Below are 18031 nucleotides of genomic sequence, written 5' to 3'. Positions count from 1 at the left end.
AGCTGCAATGCCTGGCTCATATCCGACCGAGCAGCAACAGGATCAACAACACTACCAGCACCACGCCGATGATGCCGGAAGGACCGTAGCCCCAGCTGCGCGAGTGCGGGAAGACCGGTAAGCCACCGACCAGCAGCAGGATCAGGATGATGATGAGGATCGTGGTCATGATGGAGTCCTTGCGTGGTTGAGGGTCAAGGGCCTCGGAATGCTGGGCGCTTACTGTTCCGACTGTGGGCGGTGGGCAAAGATTCCATCGGCTGTGCAGGCCCGGGTGGATGAATCCCCATTCAGCATTCTGATGCTGCACCGCTGTGGCCCGCGTTCTGGCTAGACTCCAGGCCAATCCCACTGTTCAAGGCAGCTGACCATGCACAACCGAATGATGATCACTGGCGCAGGCTCCGGCCTTGGCCGCGAGATCGCCCTGCGCTGGGCCCGCGATGGCTGGCGCCTGGCCTTGGCCGATGTCAATGAAGCGGGCCTGCGCGAGACCCTGGAGTTGGTGCGTGGCGCAGGCGGTGATGGCTTCATCCAGCGCTGCGACGTGCGCGACTACAGCCAGCTCACCGCCCTGGCCCAGGCCTGCGAGGAGAAGCTCGGCGGCATCGACGTGATCGTCAACAATGCCGGGGTGGCTTCGGGCGGGTTCTTCGCCGATTTGTCCCTGGAGGACTGGGACTGGCAGATCGCGGTCAACCTGATGGGCGTGGTCAAGGGCTGCAAGGCGTTCCTGCCGCTGCTCGAGCGCAGCCGCGGGCGGATCATCAACATCGCCTCCATGGCCGCCCTGATGCAGGGGCCGGGCATGAGCAACTACAACGTGGCCAAGGCCGGGGTGCTGGCCTTGTCCGAGAGCCTGCTGGTGGAGTTGCGTCAGGTCGAGGTGGCGGTGCACGTGGTCTGCCCGTCGTTCTTCCAGACCAACCTGCTCGACTCGTTCCGCGGGCCGGATCCGGCGATGAAGGCACAGGTGGGCAAACTGCTGGAAGGCTCGCCGATCAATGCCGCCGATATCGCCGAGCACATCTATCAACGGGTCGCCGCCGGCGAGTTCCTGATCCTGCCCCATGAAGCCGGGCGCCAGGCCTGGCAGCTCAAATGCCAGGCGCCTCAGCGGCTGTACGACGAGATGGCGGACATGGCGGTGAAAATGCGGGCGAAGGCACGCAAGACCGCGCATTGAGGGAAGTTTCTGTAGGTTTTTTTACCTTCGCCGGTAGGTTATGTCTATTTATCCGAAGAAGGATTGAGTAGGCCAAAGCTGGCGGGGCAGTCTCCGATTTTCCATTGAGCGGGAGGATCGGAGCATGCTGGTAATCGGACGAGAAGTGGGCGAGGTCATCGTCATTGCCGAAAACATCAGGATCCAGGTGATGTCCGTGGAGAACGGCCAGGTCCGTTTCGGTATTTGCGCGCCGCGCGAGGTGGAGGTGCACCGGGTCGAGGTGTACAAGCGCATCAAGGCACTGGAGCTGGAGAAGCAACAAGCTTGAAGGCCTGCTACTCGAACAACTCCTGCGGCACCTCATGCTTGGCCAGCAACTGGCACTGCTGGCTGTCCATGTCGAACAGGATGAACGCCTGCCCCTTGGCCAGGGCCTGGCGCACCCGCAGCACGCGGGTTTCCAGCGGCGTGTCGTCGCCGTTGTCGGTGCCGTCGCGGGTGACGAAGTCTTCGATCAGGCGGGTCAGGGTTTCGGCTTCGAGTTGGTCGTAGGGGATCAGCATGGTCTGGGCGGCGGTTGTGGGAATGGGGGCATGCTACGTGAATTTGCAATTCCCTTGTAGGAGCGGCCTTGTGCCGCGAACGGGCCGCAAAGCGGCCCCGGCAATATCAACTTGATGCACAGATCTGGGGGCGCTTCGCACCCCTTTCCGACCGGTCCGACGCCTCGGCAAGGCCGCTCCTACAGGGGTAGGCGTATGAGCTTAGCCTTTGTTGCCCACCAGGCTGTCCACCGCCGGCACACGGGTATCGCTTTCCATCTGCGCGTCGTGTTCCAGCTGGTGGCTGAAGCGCTCCAGTGAGGCATTGGCCGGCTGCGAGTCGCTGGCGAACACCGGCGGGCTGAGCAGGTAGGCGCCGAGCAGCCGGCTGAGCGCCGCCAGGCTGTCGATATGGGTGCGCTCGTAGCCATGGGTGGCATCGCAGCCGAAGGCCACCAGGGCAGTGCGGATATCATGCCCGGCGGTCACCGCCGAATGGGCGTCGCTGAAGTAGTAGCGGAACAGGTCGCGGCGTACCGGCAAATCAGCATCGCCGGCCAGCTTCAGCAAGTGGCGCGACAGGTGATAGTCGTAGGGCCCGGACGAATCCTGCATGGCCACGCTCACCGCGTGCTCGCTGGATGCCTGCCCCGGCGCCACCGGGGCGATGTCGATGCCGACGAACTCACTCACGTCCCAGGGCAGGGCGGCCGCGGCGCCCGAGCCGGTCTCCTCGGTGATGGTAAACAAGGGGTGGCAGTCGATCAGTGGTTGGCGACCGCTTTCCACCACGGCCTTGAGCGCCGCCAGCAAGGCCGCCACGCCGGCCTTGTCGTCCAGGTGGCGGGCGCTGATATGGCCGCTTTCGGTGAACTCCGGCAGCGGGTCGAAGGCGACGCAATCACCGATGGCGACCCCCAGCGCCTCGCAGTCGGCGCGGGTGGCGCAGTAGGCGTCCAGGCGCACCTCCACATGTTCCCAGCTGATCGGCATCTGGTCGATGGCGGTGTTGAACGCGTGCCCGCTGGCCATCAACGGCAGCACGCTGCCGCGGTACACGCCGGTGTCAGTGAATACGCTGACCCGGCTGCCCTCGGCGAAACGGCTCGACCAGCAGCCCACCGGCGCCAGGGCCAGGCGACCGTTGTCCTGCAACTGGCGCACGCTGGCGCCGATGGTGTCCAGGTGCGCCGAAACGGCGCGGTCGGGCGAGCTCTGGCGGCCCTTGAGGGTGGCGCGGATGGTGCCGCGACGGGTGAGCTCGAAGGGGATGCCCAGTTCGTCCAGGCGCTCGGCTACATAGCGCACGATGGTGTCGGTGAAACCGGTGGGGCTGGGGATGGCGAGCATCTCCAGCAGTACACGTTTGAGGTAGTCGAGATCGGGTTCGGGGAGTCGTTCGGACATGTCCAGGTCTCCGGTCGGGATGAAATTTCCAAACTGTGGGCAAGGCTTTTGTAGGAGCGGCCTCGTGCCGCGAAAGGCCCGCAAAGCGGGCCCGGCGATAGATGCAGCGAAGCTGAAATCCTGGGGGCGCTTCGCACCCCTTTCGCGGCACAAGGCCGCTCCTACAAAAAATCGAGAGGCTGTCAGGCCAAGGGGCGGCTATGCGGGAACAGCAGGTCGACGAAGCGCTCAGCCGTGGGCTGCGGTTCATGATTAGCCAACCCCGCACGCTCGTTGGCCTCGATGATCACGTAGTCCGGGTGCTCGGCATCGCGGACCATCAAGTCCAGGCCCACCACCGGGATTTCCAGGGCGCGGGCGGCGCGTACGGCGGCATCGACCAGCACTGGGTGCAGGCGCGCGGTGACATCCTCCAGGGTGCCGCCGGTGTGCAGGTTGGCGGTGCGGCGCACGGCCAACCGTTGCCCGGCGGGCAGGATGTCGTCGTAGCCAAGCCCGGCGTCCTTGAGCGTGCGCTGGGTTTCTTCGTCCAGCGGGATTCGGCTCTCGCCACCCGTGGCCAGCTGGCGGCGCCGGCTCTGGGCCTCGATCAGTGCGCGCAGGCTCTGCCTGCCGTCGCCGATCACCTGGGCCGGATGGCGGATCGCCGCGGCCACCACTTCGTAGCCGATCACCACGATGCGCAGGTCGACGCCTGCATGGAAGCTCTCCAGCAGCACGCGGCTGTCGAAGGCGCGGGCTTGCTCCACGGCGTGGCTCAGCGCTTCGAGGGTGGTGATATTGACCGCCACCCCCTGACCCTGCTCGCCATCCACCGGCTTGACCACTACCGCGCCATGCTCGTCGAGGAACGCCTGGTTGTCATCGAGGCTCCCCGCCAGTTGCTGTGCCGGTACCTGCAGGCCAGCGTTGTGCAAGGCCTGGCGGGTCAGGCGCTTGTCCTGGCAGAGGGTCATGGTCACGGCGCTGGTCAGGTCGCTCAACGATTCGCGACAGCGGATGCGCCGCCCGCCCAAACTCAGGGTGAACAGCCCGGCATCGGCGTCATCCACCTGGACCTCGATGCCTCGGCGCAGCGCTTCGTCGACGATGATCCGCGCATAGGGATTGAGCCCTGCCTCTGGGCCGGGGCCGAGGAACAATGGCTGGTTGATGCCGTTCTTGCGCTTGATGGCGAAGGTCGGCAGGGTACGGAACCCCAGCTTCTTGTAAAGCCGCTTGGCCTGGCGGTTGTCGTGCAGCACCGACAGGTCGAGGCAGGCCAGGCCACGGCTCATGAAGTGCTCGATCAAGTGACGCACCAGCACTTCGCCGACGCCCGGGCGGGTGCAGTGCGGGTCCACCGCCAGGCACCACAGGCTGCAACCGTGCTCGGGGTCGTCGAAGGCCTTGCCGTGGTCCAGGCCCATGACACTGCCGATCACCGCGTGGCTGTCTTCGTCCTCGGCCAGCCAGTACACCGGCCCGCCGAGGTGGCGCGGGGTGAGCAGCTCGGGATCGACCGGCAGCATGCCGCGGGCCTGGTACAGCGCATTGATCGCCTGCCAGTCCGCCGCACATTGCGCCCGGCGAATGCGAAAGCCGCGGAACACGCGCTGCGCCGGTCGGTAGTCGGTGAACCACAGGCGCAGGGTGTCCGACGGATCGAGGAACAGTTGTTGCGGCGCCTGGGCCAATACCTGCTGCGGGGCGGCGACGTACAGGGCAATGTCGCGCTCGCCAGCCTGTTCTTGCAGCAGCGCTTCGGCCAGGCTGAGCGGATCGGGATAGGTATGCCCGATCAGCAGCCGCCCCCAGCCGCAATGCACGGCCCGCGGTTGGTCGTGGGGCTCGCTGCCGTCGCCGGCCAGGCGTGCCTGCAGACGCTCATAGGACGGCGCCTGGCCTCGCAACAGGCGCTGCCCGTAGGCGATCTCGTGGGCTTTCATCGGTCAGATTCCTTGTTCGCTGAGCCACAGGTTCAGGGCTGCCAGCTGCCACAGCTTGGAGCCGCGCAGCGGGGTGAGCTGGCCGTGGGGGTTGCTCAGCAGGCGGTCGAGCATGGTCGGGTCGAACAGCCCGCGATCCTGGCTGGGGTCGGTCAGCAGCTCGCGCACCCAGTCCAGGGTAGCGCCTTGCAGGTGCTTGAGGCCGGGCACCGGGAAGTAGCCTTTCTTGCGGTCGATCACTTCGTGGGGGATGACCCGGCGCGCCGCCTGCTTGAGCACCTGCTTGCCGCCGTCAGGCAACTTGAAGCGCGCCGGGATGCGCGCCGACAGCTCCACCAGGCGGTAGTCGAGGAACGGCGTGCGCGCCTCCAGGCCCCAGGCCATGGTCATGTTGTCCACCCGCTTGACCGGGTCATCCACCAGCATCACCGTGCTGTCCAGGCGCAGGGCCTTGTCCACCGCGTCCGGCGCGCCGGGGCGGGCGAAGTGCTCGCGGACGAAGTCGCCGGCCGCGTCGTTGTCCAGGCGCCACGGCGCCTGCACGGTGTCGCGGTATTCGGCGTGGCTGCGGTCGAAGAACGCCTCGCGATAGGCAGCGAAGGCATCCTCGGCGCCGTTCACCTGCGGGTACCAGTGGTAGCCGGCGAACAGCTCATCAGCGCCCTGACCGCTCTGCACACCCTTGCAGTGCTTGGCCACCTCCCGCGAGAGCAGGTAGAAGGCGATGCAGTCATGGCTGACCATCGGCTCGCTCATGGCACGGAAGGCCGCCGGCAACTGCTCGATGATCTCGTGCTCGGCGATGCGCAGCTTGTGGTGGCGGGTGTGGTAGTGCCTGGCGATCAGATCGGAGTACTGGAACTCGTCGCCGCGCTCGCCGCCGGCGTCCTCGAAACCGATGGAGAAGGTCGACAGGTCGTCCACCCCGGCCTCGCGCAGCAGGCCGACCAGCAGGCTGGAGTCGACGCCGCCGGAGAGCAGCACGCCGACGTCCACCGCGGCGCGCTGGCGGATCGCCACGGCGTCGCGGGTGGCGTCGAGCACGCGGCTGGTCCAGCCCTCCAGGTCGAGCTCGCGCTCGTCCGGGTTCGGGCCGTAGTGCAATTGCCACCAGGTCTGGCGCTCGACCTCGCCATGGCGGTCGATGCGCATCCAGGTGCCGGGCTCGAGCTTTTGCACATTGGCCAACAGGGTGCGTGGCGCCGGCACCACGGCGTGGAAATTCAGGTAGTGGTTCAGTGCCACCGGGTCGATCATCGGGTCGATATCGCCACCCTTGAGCAGCGCCGGCAAGGTCGAGGCGAAGCGCAGGCGCTCGCCGTTGCGCGACAGGTACAGGGGCTTGACCCCCAGACGGTCGCGGGCCAGGAACAGGCGCTGGCTGTCGCGCTCCCAGATGGCCAGGGCGAACATGCCGTTGAGCTTGGGCAGCAGCGCCGCGCCCCAGGCGTGGTAGCCCTTGAGCAGCACCTCGGTGTCGCCATCGGACCAGAAGCTGTAGCCCAGGGCCTGCAGCTCCTCGCGCAGTTCGGGGAAGTTGTAGATGGCGCCGTTGAAGGCCAGAGCCAGGCCCAGGGTGTTGTCGACCATGGGCTGGGCCGAGCCGTCGGACAGGTCCATGATTTTCAGGCGCCGGTGGCCGAGGGCGATCGGGCCCTGGCTATGGAAGCCCCAGGCGTCGGGGCCGCGGGGCGCCAGGTGGTGGGTGATGCGCTCCACCGCGGCGAGGTCCGCCGGGCGTGGGGCTTGGTCGATGGGGGTGAAACGTAACTCTCCTGCTAATCCGCACATAAGTCCTTACCGGTTTTGCCGTTGGGGAGGGTGTGCCGCGAAGGTGGGCACTTAGGTAGGGACCTGGATGGATTGCGAGAGTTTTAGATCGATCTGTTATATGTGAATGTCGGGTACTGGGACCGCTATGCGGTCCATTCGCGGCACAAGGCCGCTCCTACACAGGCGACCTCGATTCCCTGTAGGAGCGGCCTTGTGCCGCGATAGGGGCGCAAAGCGCCCCCGGCGATCTGGCTATTTACCTCGAATCAGCCGGCGCAGCGCGAAACGGTTGGGATGACAGGCCTCGGCCACCGCCCTGGGCAGCGGCAAGGGCTCGCCACTGGCCCAGGCGGCGATCAGCTCTCCGGACAGCGGTGCAGTAATCAAACCGCGCGAGCCATGTCCACTGTTCACATACAGCCCCTCCAGCCACGGACAGGCGACATCGGGCACTTGTCGCGCATCCTTGGCCAGCATGGCGTAGGCCTTGTTGAACGCCTCGGCATCGGCCAGCGGCCCGACGATGGGCAGGTAGTCCGGGCTGGTGCAACGGAACGCCGCGCGACCTTCCAGTTGCTCGACATCGAGCTTGCCGACGGCCAATCGCTCGGCCAGGTCTGTGGAAATCTCGTCCAGCATTGCCAGGTTGCCCTGGTGCTCGGCTACGGTCGGTGTGGTGTCCTGGCTGTGGAAGTCGAAGCTGGCGCCCAAGGTGTGCTCATCGCCACGGGGCGGCGCCACATAGCCTTCGGCGCAGACCACCGTGCGCAGTTCCCGGCTGGCCACGGTGGCCGGCAGGCGGGTGATCTGCCCGCGAATGCGCTTGAGCGGCAGCCCGGCGCAGGCCGGGAAGTGACGGACATCGGCAGCCCCGGCCAACACCACCAGCGGCGCGCTGGCCAGCAGGCGCTCGCCGTCCCAGGCCTGCCACAGGCCGTCGGCCTTGCGCAGCGCGATGACGTTGGCATGGCCGAGCAGGCGGATGCGCGGATGGTCCAGCTGAGCCTGGCACAGCGCCGGCGGGTGCACCCAGCCACCCTCGGGGTAGAACAGGCCGCCGCTGGCCAGCGCCACGCCCGCCACGGCTTCGGCTTGTGCCCGGTCGAGCTGGCGCAGCAGGCTGTTGTCGAAGGCGCTCGCCAGCTTGGCCTGGCGTTCGCCTTCCTTGTCGTCGAAGGCCAGTTGCAGCACGCCGCAGGCGTCCCAGTCCTGGCCGCGTTGCAGGTGCTCAAGCCAGCGACGGGTGTAGCCGAAGCCGGAAAGGATCATCTGCGACAGGGCAGTGCCGTGGGCGGACAGCTTGAGGTACAGCACGCCCTGTGGGTTGCCCGAGGCCTCCTGGGCCGGCCCATCGTGACGCTCCAGCACGCTGACCTGCCAACCCCGGGCCGCCAGGCTGCGCGCCGTGGCGCTGCCCGCCAGGCCGGCGCCGATCACCAGCGCCTCGCGTGGCCCCGGCAAGGGCGCCGGGCGGGCGTACCAGGGCGCCGCGGGGGCGGCTGGCGCGCCGCTGTAGACGCCGTGCATCACTTCCCATTTCTTGCCGATACCGGGCACCTTCTTCATGGTGAAGCCGGCCTCGATCAGCGAGCGGCGCACCCAGCCGGTGGTGGTGAAGGTGCCGAGGGTGGTGCCGGGGTACGACAGCCGTGCCAGCTGGGCGAACAGCTCCGGCGTCCACATGTCGGGGTTCTTCGCCGGGGCGAAGCCGTCGAGGAACCAGGCGTCGATGCGCGCGTCCAGTTGCGGCAGTTGCTCCAGCGCATCGCCGATCATCAGCGTGAGGGTGACGCGGCCGTCATCGAGGCTCAGTTGCTGGAAACCCGGATGGATCGCCACGTACTGATCGAGCAGGGGCCGGGTGAAGGGCTCCAGCGCCGGCCACAGTTGCATGGCGAGCTCCAGGTCGTCGCGGCTCAGGGGGTACTTTTCCACGCTGACGAAGTGCAGGCGCGCCTCGGCGTGGGCCAGCTCGGCGAACAGCTGCCAGGCGCAGAAGAAGTTCATGCCGGTGCCGAACCCCGTTTCCCCGATCACCAGGCAGTCCCGCGGCGCCAGCTCGGCGAAGCGCTGGCGCAGGTGGTTCTGCTCGATGAACACGTGCAGGGTCTCGTCGATGCCTTCGTTGATGGCGAAATAGACATCGTCGTATTGCCGGGAGTGGGGGCGGCCCTGGTCGTCCCAGTCGATCTGGGCGTGCTGGGGGAGGGTGGTGTCGGACATGGTCGGCTCGGTTGCAGCGGATCACGGATTTTAAGCGATCCGCGCGGCAAGTGTCGGCCTTATCGCACGGCGCGACAGGATCGATACGGATGGCGCAAATCCGCTAATCTTGCTTATCCATTGAAGGAGCCCTCCATGTTCGAATCCGCCGAAATCGGTCACAGCATCGACAAGGACACCTACGAAGCGGAAGTCCCCGCCCTGCGCGAGGCGCTGCTCGAAGCCCAGTACGAACTCAAGCAGCAGGCGCGCTTCCCGGTGATCGTGCTGATCAACGGCATCGAGGGCGCCGGCAAGGGCGAGACGGTCAAGCTGCTCAACGAGTGGATGGACCCGCGGCTGATCGAGGTGCGCACCTTCGACCAGCAGACCGACGAGGAACTGGCCCGGCCACCGGCCTGGCGCTACTGGCGGGCGCTGCCACCGAAGGGGCGGATGGGCGTGTTCTTCGGCAACTGGTACAGCCAGATGCTCGAAGGCCGCGTGCACGGCCAGTTCAAGGACGCCGTGCTCGACCAGGCCATCGCCGGCGCCGAGCGCCTGGAGCAGATGCTCTGCGACGAAGGCGCGCTGATCATCAAGTTCTGGTTCCACCTATCCAAGAAACAGATGAAGGCGCGGCTCAAGGCGCTCAAGGAAGACCCGCTGCACAACTGGCGCATCAGCCCGCTGGACTGGCAGCAGTCGGAAACCTACGACCGCTTCGTGCGTTTCGGCGAGCGGGTGCTGCGCCGCACCAGCCGCGATTACGCGCCCTGGCATGTGGTCGAGGGCGTCGACCCGCATTACCGCAGCCTGGCGGTGGGGCGTATCCTGCTGGAGAGCCTGCAGGCGGCCCTGGCCAACAACCCCAAGGGCAAGCATCAGGGCAACGTCGCGCCGCTGGGGCGCAGCATCGACCAGAAGAGCCTGCTCGGCGCCCTGGACATGACCCTGCGCCTGGGCAAGCACGACTACCAGGAACAGCTGGTCACCGAACAGGCGCGCCTGGCCGGCCTGCTGCGCGACAAGCGCATGCGCCGCCATGCCCTGGTGGCGGTATTCGAAGGCAATGACGCGGCCGGCAAGGGCGGGGCGATCCGCCGCGTGGCGGCGGCGCTGGACCCGCGTCAGTACCGCATCGTGCCGATTGCCGCGCCCACCGAGGAAGAACGCGCCCAGCCGTACCTGTGGCGGTTCTGGCGGCACATCCCGGCGCGGGGCAAGTTCACCATCTTCGACCGCTCCTGGTATGGCCGGGTGCTGGTGGAGCGGGTCGAGGGCTTCTGCAGCCCGGCGGACTGGATGCGCGCCTATGGCGAGATCAATGACTTCGAGGAGCAGCTGAGCAACGCCGGGGTGGTGGTGGTCAAGTTCTGGCTGGCCATCGACCAGCAGACCCAGCTTGAACGCTTCGAGGAGCGCGAGCAGATTCCGTTCAAGCGCTACAAGATCACCGAGGAAGACTGGCGCAACCGCGACAAGTGGGATGTTTATTCCGAGGCGGTGGGCGACATGGTCGACCGCACCAGCACCGAGATCGCGCCATGGACCCTGGTGGAGGCCAACGACAAGCGCTGGGCGCGGGTAAAGGTGTTGCGCACGATCAACCAGGCGTTGGAGGCAGCGTTCGCCAAGGACAAGAAATAATCCGCGCTGGCTTCATTCGCGGGTAAACCCGCTCCCACATGGGGAACGATGATCCCTGTGGGAGCGGGTTTACCCGCGAAGAGGCCAGCTCAGTCGTTCAGGGCATGCCCCCGAGGAATGACCTGATGAAATCTTTTCCCGCCACACGTTCCCCGCCAAGCCCGTAGACTGCACCTTCCCCCACCAAGGCCCGACTCGAGGACACCATGCACATTTCTTCCGGACGCTGGGTCCAGGGCCTTCTGCTGGCGCTGTTGACCGCGTTGCTCTGGGGCATCCTGCCGATCAAGCTCAAGCAGGTGCTGCAGGTGATGGACCCGGTAACCGTCACCTGGTACCGCCTGAGCGTGTCCGGCGGCCTGTTGTTCGCCTGGCTGGCGGCCAATCGGCGGCTGCCTTCGTTCAGCCGTCTCGGGATGAAGGGCAAGGGACTGGTGGCCGTCGCGGTGGCCGGCCTGGTCGGCAACTATGTGCTGTACCTGGTTGGCCTGAGCTTGCTCAGCCCCGGCACCGCGCAACTGGTGGTGCAGCTGGGGCCGGTGCTGTTGCTGGTGGCCAGCGTGTTCGTGTTCAAGGAGCGTTTCAGCCTGGGGCAGGGCCTGGGCCTGCTGGTGCTGCTGATGGGCTTCGGGCTGTTCTTCAACCAGCGCCTGGAAGAGCTGCTCACTTCGCTCGGCACCTACACCACCGGCGTGTTGACCATCATCCTGGCGACCAGCATCTGGGTGTTCTATGCCCTGAGCCAGAAGCAGCTGCTGACGGTGTGGAACTCGCAGCAGGTGATGATGGTGATCTACCTGTGCTGCGCGCTGCTGCTCACGCCCTGGGTGCATCCGCTGGAGGCGTTGCAGCTCAGCCCGTTGCAGGGCTGGTTGCTGCTGGCCTGCTGCCTGAACACGCTGGTGGCCTATGGCGCGTTCGCCGAGGCGCTGGCGCATTGGGAGGCCTCGCGGGTCAGCGCGACCCTGGCGCTGACGCCGCTGGTGACCTTCGTCGCGGTGGCGCTGGCGGCCTGGCTGTGGCCGGATTACGTGCATGCCGAGCAGATCAATGGCCTGGGCTATGTCGGGGCGGTGACGGTGGTGCTGGGGTCGGCGTTGGTGGCGTTGGGGCCGTCGCTGATCGCGGGGTGGAAAGTACGTCGGGTGCGGGTTGATTGATAATTTCATCGCGGGGCAAGCCCGCTCCCACGCAGCGGTTGGTGGCTGGCGTGGGAGCGGGCTTGCCCCGCGATGAGGCCACCGGATCAGCCCTTGCCGCCAGGCGCCAGCATGTTCTCTGGCCTTACCCACTGGTCGAACTGCTCGTTGGTCAGGTACTTCAGCTCCAGCGCCGCCTCGCGCAGGGTCTTGCCTTCGCTGTAGGCCTTCTTGGCGATTTCCGCCGCCTTGTCGTAGCCGATGTGCGGGTTCAGCGCCGTCACCAGCATCAGCCCGCGCTCCAGGTGCGCGGCCATCTGCCCGGCATCCGGCTCGATGCCGGCCACGCAGTGCTGCTGGAAGTTGCGACAGCCATCGGCCAGCAGCTCGATCGACTGCAGCAGGTTATGGATGATCACCGGCTTGAACACGTTCAACTGCAAGTGGCCCTGGCTTGCGGCAAAGCCGATCGCCGCGTCGTTGCCCAGCACCTGGCAGGCCAGCATCGACAGCGCCTCGCACTGGGTCGGGTTGACCTTGCCGGGCATGATCGAGCTGCCCGGCTCGTTGGCCGGCAGGCGTACCTCGGCAAGCCCCGCGCGCGGGCCGGAACCCAGCAGGCGCAAGTCGTTGGCGATCTTCATCAGGGCCACGGCCAGGGTCTTCAGCGCGCCAGCCAGGCTGGTCAGCGGCTCGTGGCCGGCGAGGGCGGCGAACTTGTTCGGCGCGGTGACGAACGGCAGGCCGGACAGCGCCGCCAGCTCCGCGGCGATGGCTTCGGCGAAACCGTGCGGGGCGTTGAGGCCGGTGCCCACGGCGGTGCCGCCCTGGGCCAGCTCGCAGACCGCCGGCAGCGTCGCGCGGATGGCGCGCTGGGCGTAGTCGAGCTGGGCGACGAAGGCCGAGACCTCCTGACCGAAGGTGATGGGCGTGGCGTCCATCATGTGCGTGCGCCCGGTCTTGACCAGGTGCGTGTGGCGCGCCGACAGCTCGGCCAGCCCCGCCGACAGCTCGGCGATCGCCGGTAGCAGCTTGTCGTGCACGGCCTGGGCCGCGGCGATGTGCATGGCGGTGGGGAAGCAGTCGTTGGAGCTCTGCGAGCGGTTGACGTGATCGTTCGGGTGCACCGGCAGCTTGCCGCCGCGGCCCTTGCCGGCCAGCTCGTTGGCGCGCCCGGCGATCACCTCGTTGACGTTCATGTTGCTCTGGGTGCCGCTGCCGGTCTGCCACACCACCAGCGGGAACTGGTCGTCGTGGTCGCCGGCGAGCACTTCGTCGGCGGCTTGCTCGATCAGCCGGGCGATGTCGGCGGGCAGGTCGCCGTTGCGATCGTTGACCCGGGCAGCGGCTTTCTTGACCAGCGCCAGGGCGTGCAGCACCGCCAGCGGCATGCGCTCCTTGCCAATGGCGAAGTTGATCAGCGAACGCTGGGTCTGCGCACCCCAATAGGCGTCCTCTGGAACTTCGACCGGGCCCAGGCTGTCTGTCTCGATACGGCTCATGCTGCGCTCACTCCTTTGTAGTCAGAAATCGCAGTTTAGGCCCTGATTCGACACAGCGGTTCAGTCGCTCGTCGTGCCACTTGAGCACTTCGCCATCACGGCGCAGAATGCTCTACCCTGAGGTACTCGCCTCCCTTTCTTGAAGGAAATGCAATGACCCGTCTTCGTGTCCTCTTTGCCGCCGTTGCCCTGGCCTGCGCCAGCGGCCAGGTACTCGCCGCCACCGCGAGCCACAATGCCGCCGCCGAGAAATTCCTGACCCTGGCCAATGCCGACAAGCTGGGCACCCCGGTGTACATGCAGGTCCAGCAGATGTTCGCCCAGCGTTTCGAACAGACCAAGGCGCCGGCCGCCAAGAAAACCGTGCTCGACAGCTACCAGGCCAAGGCCAACGCCGCCCTGGACAACGCCATCGGCTGGAAGAAGCTCAAGCCGAAGATGGTCGACCTGTACACCGCGACCTTCACCGAGGCCGAGCTGAACGACCTGGTCAAGTTCTACGAGTCGCCGCTGGGCAAGAAAGTCCTGCGCGAGATGCCCAAGGTCACCCAACAGTCGGCCCAGCTGACCCAGCAGAGCCTGGAACCGGCGGTGCCGGTGGTCAACAAGCTGCTCGACGACATGACCAAGGAACTCGACCCGAGCGCCGGCAAGGCAGCCGCTCCGGCGAAAAAGTGAGCCTGACGCGATGAACATGCAGCAACGCATCGAGCAGCAGCTGGCGCCGCTGGGCACCGACCACCTCGAAGTGCACAACGAAAGCCATATGCACAGCCGTGGCCAGGAAACGCACTACAAGGCGGTGCTGGTCAGCGAGCAGTTCGCCGGGCTGAACAGCGTCAAGCGTCACCAGAAGGTCTACGCCACCATGGGTGATCTGATGGGCGAGATCCACGCCCTGGCGATTCACACCTACACGCCCGAGGAATGGGCGGCGGTCGGCGTGGCGCCTGCCTCGCCGGTGTGCGCCGGTGGCGGCAAGCACTGAATCCTTTCCGGGATTCTGGTAGACTGCACGCCTCACAGACATCCTGTCGACGCCATCGCGGGGCAAGCCCGCTCCCACGCCAGCCACTGAGCGCAGCGTGGGAGCGGGCTTGCCCCGCGATGGCGTCGCCATGATTGCATTTGTCATTCCGGTCCGCCCCTTACGAGGGTGACCACCTGGAGATTCAACGCAATGACCCAACCGATCGTCGTGGCGGCGCTGTACAAGTTCGTCACCCTGGAAGACTACGTCGAACTGCGCGAGCCGCTGCTCAAGGCCATGGCAGACAACGGCGTCAAAGGCACCCTACTGCTGGCCAACGAAGGCATCAACGGCACCGTCTCGGCCACCCGTGAAGGCATCGACGCGCTGCTGGCCTGGCTGCGCAACGACCCACGCCTGGTGGATGTCGACCATAAAGAGTCTTACTGCGACGAGCAGCCGTTCTACCGCACCAAGGTCAAGCTCAAGAAAGAGATCGTCACCCTCGGCGTGCCGGGCGTTGACCCGAACAAGGCAGTCGGCACCTACGTCGATCCGAAAGACTGGAACGCCTTGATCAGCGACCCGGAAGTGCTGCTGATCGACACCCGCAACGACTACGAAGTGGCCATCGGCACCTTCAAGGGCGCCATCGACCCGAAGACCGAGACCTTCCGCGAGTTTCCCGACTACATCAAGGCCAACTTCGACCCGAGCAAGCACAAGAAGGTCGCCATGTTCTGCACCGGTGGCATCCGTTGCGAGAAGGCCTCCAGCTACATGCTCGGTGAGGGCTTCGAAGCCGTCTATCATCTTAAGGGCGGCATCCTGAAATACTTCGAGGAAGTAGCCCAGGAAGAAAGCCTCTGGGACGGCGACTGCTTCGTCTTCGACAATCGGGTCACCGTGCGTCACGACCTGAGCGAGGGCGAGTACGACCAGTGCCATGCCTGCCGCCACCCGATCGACGTGAAGGACCGGGAGTCGGAGCACTATTCGCCAGGCGTGAGCTGCCCGCATTGCTGGGACAGCCTGAGCGAGAAGACCCGGCGCAGCGCCATCGACCGCCAGAAGCAGATCGAACTGGCCAAGGCGCGCAACCAGCCACACCCGATCGGCTACAACTACAAAGCCGAGGCTTGATGCATGTCCGCACGCCTGCTCTATGTGATGGACCCGATGTGTTCCTGGTGCTGGGGTTTCGCCCCGGTGGCCGAGGCGCTGATCGCCCAGGCGCGTGAGGCGGGTGTCGTCACCCGCCTGGTGCCCGGTGGCCTGCGCAGCGGCGGCAGCGCCCTGGATACCTCGACCCGCAAGTACATCCTCGAGCACTGGCAGGCGGTGCATGACGCCACCGGGCAGCCGTTCCGTTTCGACGGCGCGATGCCCGACGGCTTCGTCTACGACACCGAGCCTGCGTGCCGCGCATTGGTTGCGGCGCGTGAGCTGGACGATGAACGGGCCTGGACGCTGCTCAAGCTGATCCAGCGCTCGTTCTACGAGCAGGGGCTGGATGTCACCCGCGCCCCGCAGCTGGTGGAGCTGGCCGAACAGGCCGGTTTTGACCGCGAGTCGTTCTCGCAGCGCTTCACCAGTACCGATACCCGCGCCGCCACCAGCGCCGACTTCGCCTGGGTACAGGACCTGGGCATCGCCGGTTTTCCCACGCTGCTGGCCGAGCGCAATGGCCAGCTGGCGTTGCTGACCAACGGCTACCAGTCGCTGGACAGCCTGCAGCCGCTGCTCGGCCGCTGGCTGCAGCAGGCCGCCTGTGCTTGACCTGCCAGGGTCGCCAGACCCTGTGCCAGGGAAGTCCCCCGCTGTGCCCGATCGCCTGAGCTGGGCGGAAATCCGCCGCCTGGCCCTGCACCACAAGAAGGCTTTGTGGACCGCCAATCTGGTGGCCGTGCTCGCCGCCCTGTGCAGCGTGCCCATTCCCTTGCTGCTGCCGCTGCTGGTGGACGAAGTGCTGCTGGGCCATGGCGACGCCGCCCTGAAATGGATGAACAACTTCCTGCCCGCGGGCTGGCAGGTGGCCGCGGGCTATATCGGCCTGATGCTCTGCGCCACCTTGGGCCTGCGTCTGGCGGCGCTGGCGTTCAACGTGGTCCAGGCCAAGCTGTTCGCCGGTCTGGCCAAGGACATCGTCTACCGCCTGCGTATCCGCCTGATCGAGCGGCTCAAGCGTATTTCGCTCAAGGAATACGAAAGCCTGGGCAGCGGTACCGTGACCACCCATCTGGTCACCGACCTGGACACCCTCGACAAGTTCGTCGGCGAAACCCTGAGCCGCTTCCTGGTGGCCATGCTTACGCTGACCGGCACCGCCGCCATCCTGATCTGGATGCACTGGCAGCTGGCGCTGCTGATCCTGCTGTTCAACCCGCTGGTGATCTTCTTTACCGTGCAGTTGGGCAAGCGCGTCAAGCACCTGAAGAAACTCGAGAACGACAGCACCGCGCGCTTCACCCAGGCGCTGACCGAGACCCTCGATGCGATCCAGGAGATCCGTGCCGGCAACCGCCAGGGCTACTTCCTCGGTCGCCTGGGTCTGCGTGCCCGCGAGGTGCGCGACTACGCGGTGGCCTCGCAGTGGAAGAGCGACGCCAGTGGCCGGGCCAGCGGCCTGTTGTTCCAGTTCGGCATCGATATCTTCCGCGCCGCGGCGATGCTCACCGTGCTGTTCTCCGACCTGTCGATCGGCCAGATGCTGGCGGTGTTCAGCTACCTGTGGTTCATGATCGGCCCGGTGGAGCAGTTGCTGAACCTGCAATATGCCTACTACGCCGCCGGCGGCGCGCTGAGCCGGTTGAACGAGCTGCTGGCGCGGGCCGACGAGCCGCAGTACCCGGCGGCCAGCGACCCGTTCGCCGGGCGCGACACGGTCGGCATCGAGGTGCGCGACCTGCGCTTCGCCTACGCCGACGAGCCGGTGCTCGACCAGCTGAACCTGGCCATCGCCCCGGGCGAGAAGGTGGCCATCGTCGGCGCCAGCGGCGGCGGCAAGAGTACCCTGGTGCAGTTGCTGTTGGGGTTGTACAGCGCCCAGGCCGGGACCATCCGCTTCGGCGGCGCCAGCCTGCAGGAGATCGGCCTGGAGACCCTGCGCGAGAACGTCGCGGTAGTGCTGCAGCACCCGTCGCTGTTCAACGACAGCGTGCGCGCCAACCTGACCATGGGCCGCGATTGCAGTGACGATGCCTGCTGGCAGGCGCTGCGCATCGCCCAGCTGGACGCCACCATCGCCGCGCTGCCCCAGGGTCTGGACAGCATCGTCGGGCGCTCCGGCGTGCGCCTGTCCGGCGGCCAGCGCCAGCGCCTGGCGATCGCCCGCATGGTGCTGGCCGAGCCAAAGGTGGTCATCCTCGACGAGGCCACCTCGGCGCTGGACGCCGCCACCGAGTACAACCTGCACCAGGCCCTGGCGCGGTTCCTCAGTGGCCGCACCACGCTGATCATCGCCCACCGCCTGTCGGCAGTGAAGCAGGCTGACCGTGTGCTGGTGTTCGACGGCGGCCATGTGGCCGAGGACGGCGGCCACCAGCAGCTGATCGCCGAGGGCGGCCTGTACGCCAAACTCTACGGCCATCTGCAACAAACCTGAGCCACCTACGTCCGTGTAGGAGCGGCCTTGTGCCGCGAAAGGGCCGCAGAGCGGCCCCCGGCGATCTTGTGGGGCTGCTGCGCAGCCCTTTCGCGGCACAAGGCCGCTCCTACAGGGCTTCACCACCTATTCCCTGTCATCAAAAA

At 66.5% G+C, this 18031-nt stretch carries 16 protein-coding genes; 9 read left to right on the top strand and 7 right to left on the bottom strand.

What is annotated here, in order from left to right:
* Window positions 1-16 precede the first annotated feature (16 nt).
* A complete protein-coding gene (locus VUG52_RS20305) occupies window positions 17-169 on the bottom strand; it encodes a DUF3309 family protein (protein ID WP_082337667.1) in 153 nt (50 codons plus the stop codon).
* A 201-nt stretch (window positions 170-370) separates the two neighbouring features.
* Here VUG52_RS20305 and VUG52_RS20300 point away from each other — a divergent pair, with 201 nt between their 5' ends.
* Together VUG52_RS20300 and VUG52_RS20295 are read left to right on the top strand one after the other, a co-directional pair.
* On the top strand, window positions 371-1186 hold the full coding sequence (locus VUG52_RS20300; RefSeq protein WP_050704588.1) for an SDR family oxidoreductase: 816 nt from the start codon (window positions 371-373) through the stop codon (window positions 1184-1186).
* A gap of 124 nt (window positions 1187-1310) precedes the next feature.
* Complete coding sequence (locus VUG52_RS20295) at window positions 1311-1496, top strand: carbon storage regulator (RefSeq protein ID WP_050704589.1); 186 nt, start codon at window positions 1311-1313, stop codon at window positions 1494-1496.
* A 7-nt stretch (window positions 1497-1503) separates the two neighbouring features.
* Here the strand turns inward: VUG52_RS20295 and VUG52_RS20290 are convergent, their stop codons facing one another.
* The 5 genes from VUG52_RS20290 to mnmC form a co-directional block, all read right to left on the bottom strand.
* On the bottom strand, window positions 1504-1731 hold the full coding sequence (locus VUG52_RS20290) for a YheU family protein (protein ID WP_050704590.1): 228 nt from the start codon (window positions 1729-1731) through the stop codon (window positions 1504-1506).
* Between the two features lie 201 nt (window positions 1732-1932).
* Window positions 1933-3117 (bottom strand): osmoprotectant NAGGN system M42 family peptidase, encoded by a 1185-nt coding sequence (locus VUG52_RS20285; protein ID WP_331832014.1) that lies wholly within the window; start codon window positions 3115-3117, stop codon window positions 1933-1935.
* Between the two features lie 182 nt (window positions 3118-3299).
* Complete coding sequence (ngg, locus tag VUG52_RS20280; protein WP_331832013.1) at window positions 3300-5045, bottom strand: N-acetylglutaminylglutamine synthetase; 1746 nt, start codon at window positions 5043-5045, stop codon at window positions 3300-3302.
* A gap of 3 nt (window positions 5046-5048) precedes the next feature.
* Complete coding sequence (locus VUG52_RS20275) at window positions 5049-6836, bottom strand: N-acetylglutaminylglutamine amidotransferase (RefSeq protein WP_050704593.1); 1788 nt, start codon at window positions 6834-6836, stop codon at window positions 5049-5051.
* Window positions 6837-7070: 234 nt separating this feature from the next.
* Window positions 7071-9041 (bottom strand): bifunctional tRNA (5-methylaminomethyl-2-thiouridine)(34)-methyltransferase MnmD/FAD-dependent 5-carboxymethylaminomethyl-2-thiouridine(34) oxidoreductase MnmC, encoded by a 1971-nt coding sequence (mnmC, locus tag VUG52_RS20270; RefSeq protein WP_331832012.1) that lies wholly within the window; start codon window positions 9039-9041, stop codon window positions 7071-7073.
* A 135-nt stretch (window positions 9042-9176) separates the two neighbouring features.
* Between mnmC and pap the strand changes: the two genes are divergently transcribed.
* A complete protein-coding gene (gene pap / locus VUG52_RS20265) occupies window positions 9177-10670 on the top strand; it encodes a polyphosphate:AMP phosphotransferase (protein WP_331832011.1) in 1494 nt (497 codons plus the stop codon).
* A 206-nt stretch (window positions 10671-10876) separates the two neighbouring features.
* Complete coding sequence (locus VUG52_RS20260) at window positions 10877-11830, top strand: DMT family transporter (protein WP_331832010.1); 954 nt, start codon at window positions 10877-10879, stop codon at window positions 11828-11830.
* An 86-nt stretch (window positions 11831-11916) separates the two neighbouring features.
* On the opposite strand, the gene VUG52_RS20255 is transcribed toward VUG52_RS20260, so the two are convergent.
* The gene (locus VUG52_RS20255; protein WP_050704597.1) at window positions 11917-13311 is read right to left on the bottom strand and encodes a class II fumarate hydratase; all 1395 of its coding nucleotides are present in this window, start codon (window positions 13309-13311) and stop codon (window positions 11917-11919) included.
* 153 nt (window positions 13312-13464) lie between these two features.
* On the opposite strand from VUG52_RS20255, the gene VUG52_RS20250 reads away from it, so the two are divergent.
* From VUG52_RS20250 to VUG52_RS20230, 5 genes are all read left to right on the top strand, one after another.
* Window positions 13465-13989, top strand: a complete 525-nt coding sequence (locus VUG52_RS20250) for a DUF2059 domain-containing protein (protein ID WP_050704598.1) — start codon at window positions 13465-13467, stop codon at window positions 13987-13989.
* Between the two features lie 10 nt (window positions 13990-13999).
* Window positions 14000-14299 carry a BolA family protein gene (locus tag VUG52_RS20245; RefSeq protein WP_050704599.1) on the top strand — a complete coding sequence of 100 codons (300 nt, stop codon included), beginning with the start codon at window positions 14000-14002 and terminating at the stop codon, window positions 14297-14299.
* A gap of 192 nt (window positions 14300-14491) precedes the next feature.
* Window positions 14492-15424 (top strand): oxygen-dependent tRNA uridine(34) hydroxylase TrhO, encoded by a 933-nt coding sequence (trhO, locus tag VUG52_RS20240; RefSeq protein ID WP_050704600.1) that lies wholly within the window; start codon window positions 14492-14494, stop codon window positions 15422-15424.
* 3 nt (window positions 15425-15427) lie between these two features.
* Window positions 15428-16060: a DsbA family protein gene (locus VUG52_RS20235; RefSeq protein WP_050704601.1), complete on the top strand. Its 633-nt coding sequence runs from the start codon at window positions 15428-15430 to the stop codon at window positions 16058-16060.
* Window positions 16053-17885, top strand: coding sequence for an ABC transporter ATP-binding protein (locus tag VUG52_RS20230; protein ID WP_050704602.1), 1833 nt, complete (start codon window positions 16053-16055; stop codon window positions 17883-17885). Before VUG52_RS20235 ends, VUG52_RS20230 begins: the two co-directional genes overlap by 8 nt.
* Window positions 17886-18031: the final 146 nt, after the last annotated feature.

It is taken from the genome of Pseudomonas sp. LH21, from assembly GCF_036549575.1.
Classification (GTDB): domain Bacteria; phylum Pseudomonadota; class Gammaproteobacteria; order Pseudomonadales; family Pseudomonadaceae; genus Aquipseudomonas; species Aquipseudomonas peradeniyensis.
Note: the sequence above shows the minus strand (reverse complement) of the source record. Positions and strands in the feature narration are given on the sequence as shown.

Bases quoted from the DNA above. Each gene is read 5' to 3' on its own strand.
- VUG52_RS20275 (WP_050704593.1), bottom strand. From the start codon at position 6,836: ATGTGCGGATTAGCAGGAGAGTTACGTTTCACCCCCATCGACCAAGCC.
- VUG52_RS20295 (WP_050704589.1), top strand. From the start codon at position 1,311: ATGCTGGTAATCGGACGAGAAGTGGGCGAGGTCATCGTCATTGCCGAA.
- mnmC (WP_331832012.1), bottom strand. From the start codon at position 9,041: ATGTCCGACACCACCCTCCCCCAGCACGCCCAGATCGACTGGGACGAC.
- VUG52_RS20255 (WP_050704597.1), bottom strand. From the start codon at position 13,311: ATGAGCCGTATCGAGACAGACAGCCTGGGCCCGGTCGAAGTTCCAGAG.
- trhO (WP_050704600.1), top strand. From the start codon at position 14,492: ATGACCCAACCGATCGTCGTGGCGGCGCTGTACAAGTTCGTCACCCTG.
- VUG52_RS20305 (WP_082337667.1), bottom strand. From the start codon at position 169: ATGACCACGATCCTCATCATCATCCTGATCCTGCTGCTGGTCGGTGGC.
- VUG52_RS20245 (WP_050704599.1), top strand. From the start codon at position 14,000: ATGAACATGCAGCAACGCATCGAGCAGCAGCTGGCGCCGCTGGGCACC.
- VUG52_RS20290 (WP_050704590.1), bottom strand. From the start codon at position 1,731: ATGCTGATCCCCTACGACCAACTCGAAGCCGAAACCCTGACCCGCCTG.
- VUG52_RS20300 (WP_050704588.1), top strand. From the start codon at position 371: ATGCACAACCGAATGATGATCACTGGCGCAGGCTCCGGCCTTGGCCGC.
- VUG52_RS20285 (WP_331832014.1), bottom strand. From the start codon at position 3,117: ATGTCCGAACGACTCCCCGAACCCGATCTCGACTACCTCAAACGTGTA.
- VUG52_RS20250 (WP_050704598.1), top strand. From the start codon at position 13,465: ATGACCCGTCTTCGTGTCCTCTTTGCCGCCGTTGCCCTGGCCTGCGCC.
- VUG52_RS20235 (WP_050704601.1), top strand. From the start codon at position 15,428: ATGTCCGCACGCCTGCTCTATGTGATGGACCCGATGTGTTCCTGGTGC.
- pap (WP_331832011.1), top strand. From the start codon at position 9,177: ATGTTCGAATCCGCCGAAATCGGTCACAGCATCGACAAGGACACCTAC.
- VUG52_RS20260 (WP_331832010.1), top strand. From the start codon at position 10,877: ATGCACATTTCTTCCGGACGCTGGGTCCAGGGCCTTCTGCTGGCGCTG.
- ngg (WP_331832013.1), bottom strand. From the start codon at position 5,045: ATGAAAGCCCACGAGATCGCCTACGGGCAGCGCCTGTTGCGAGGCCAG.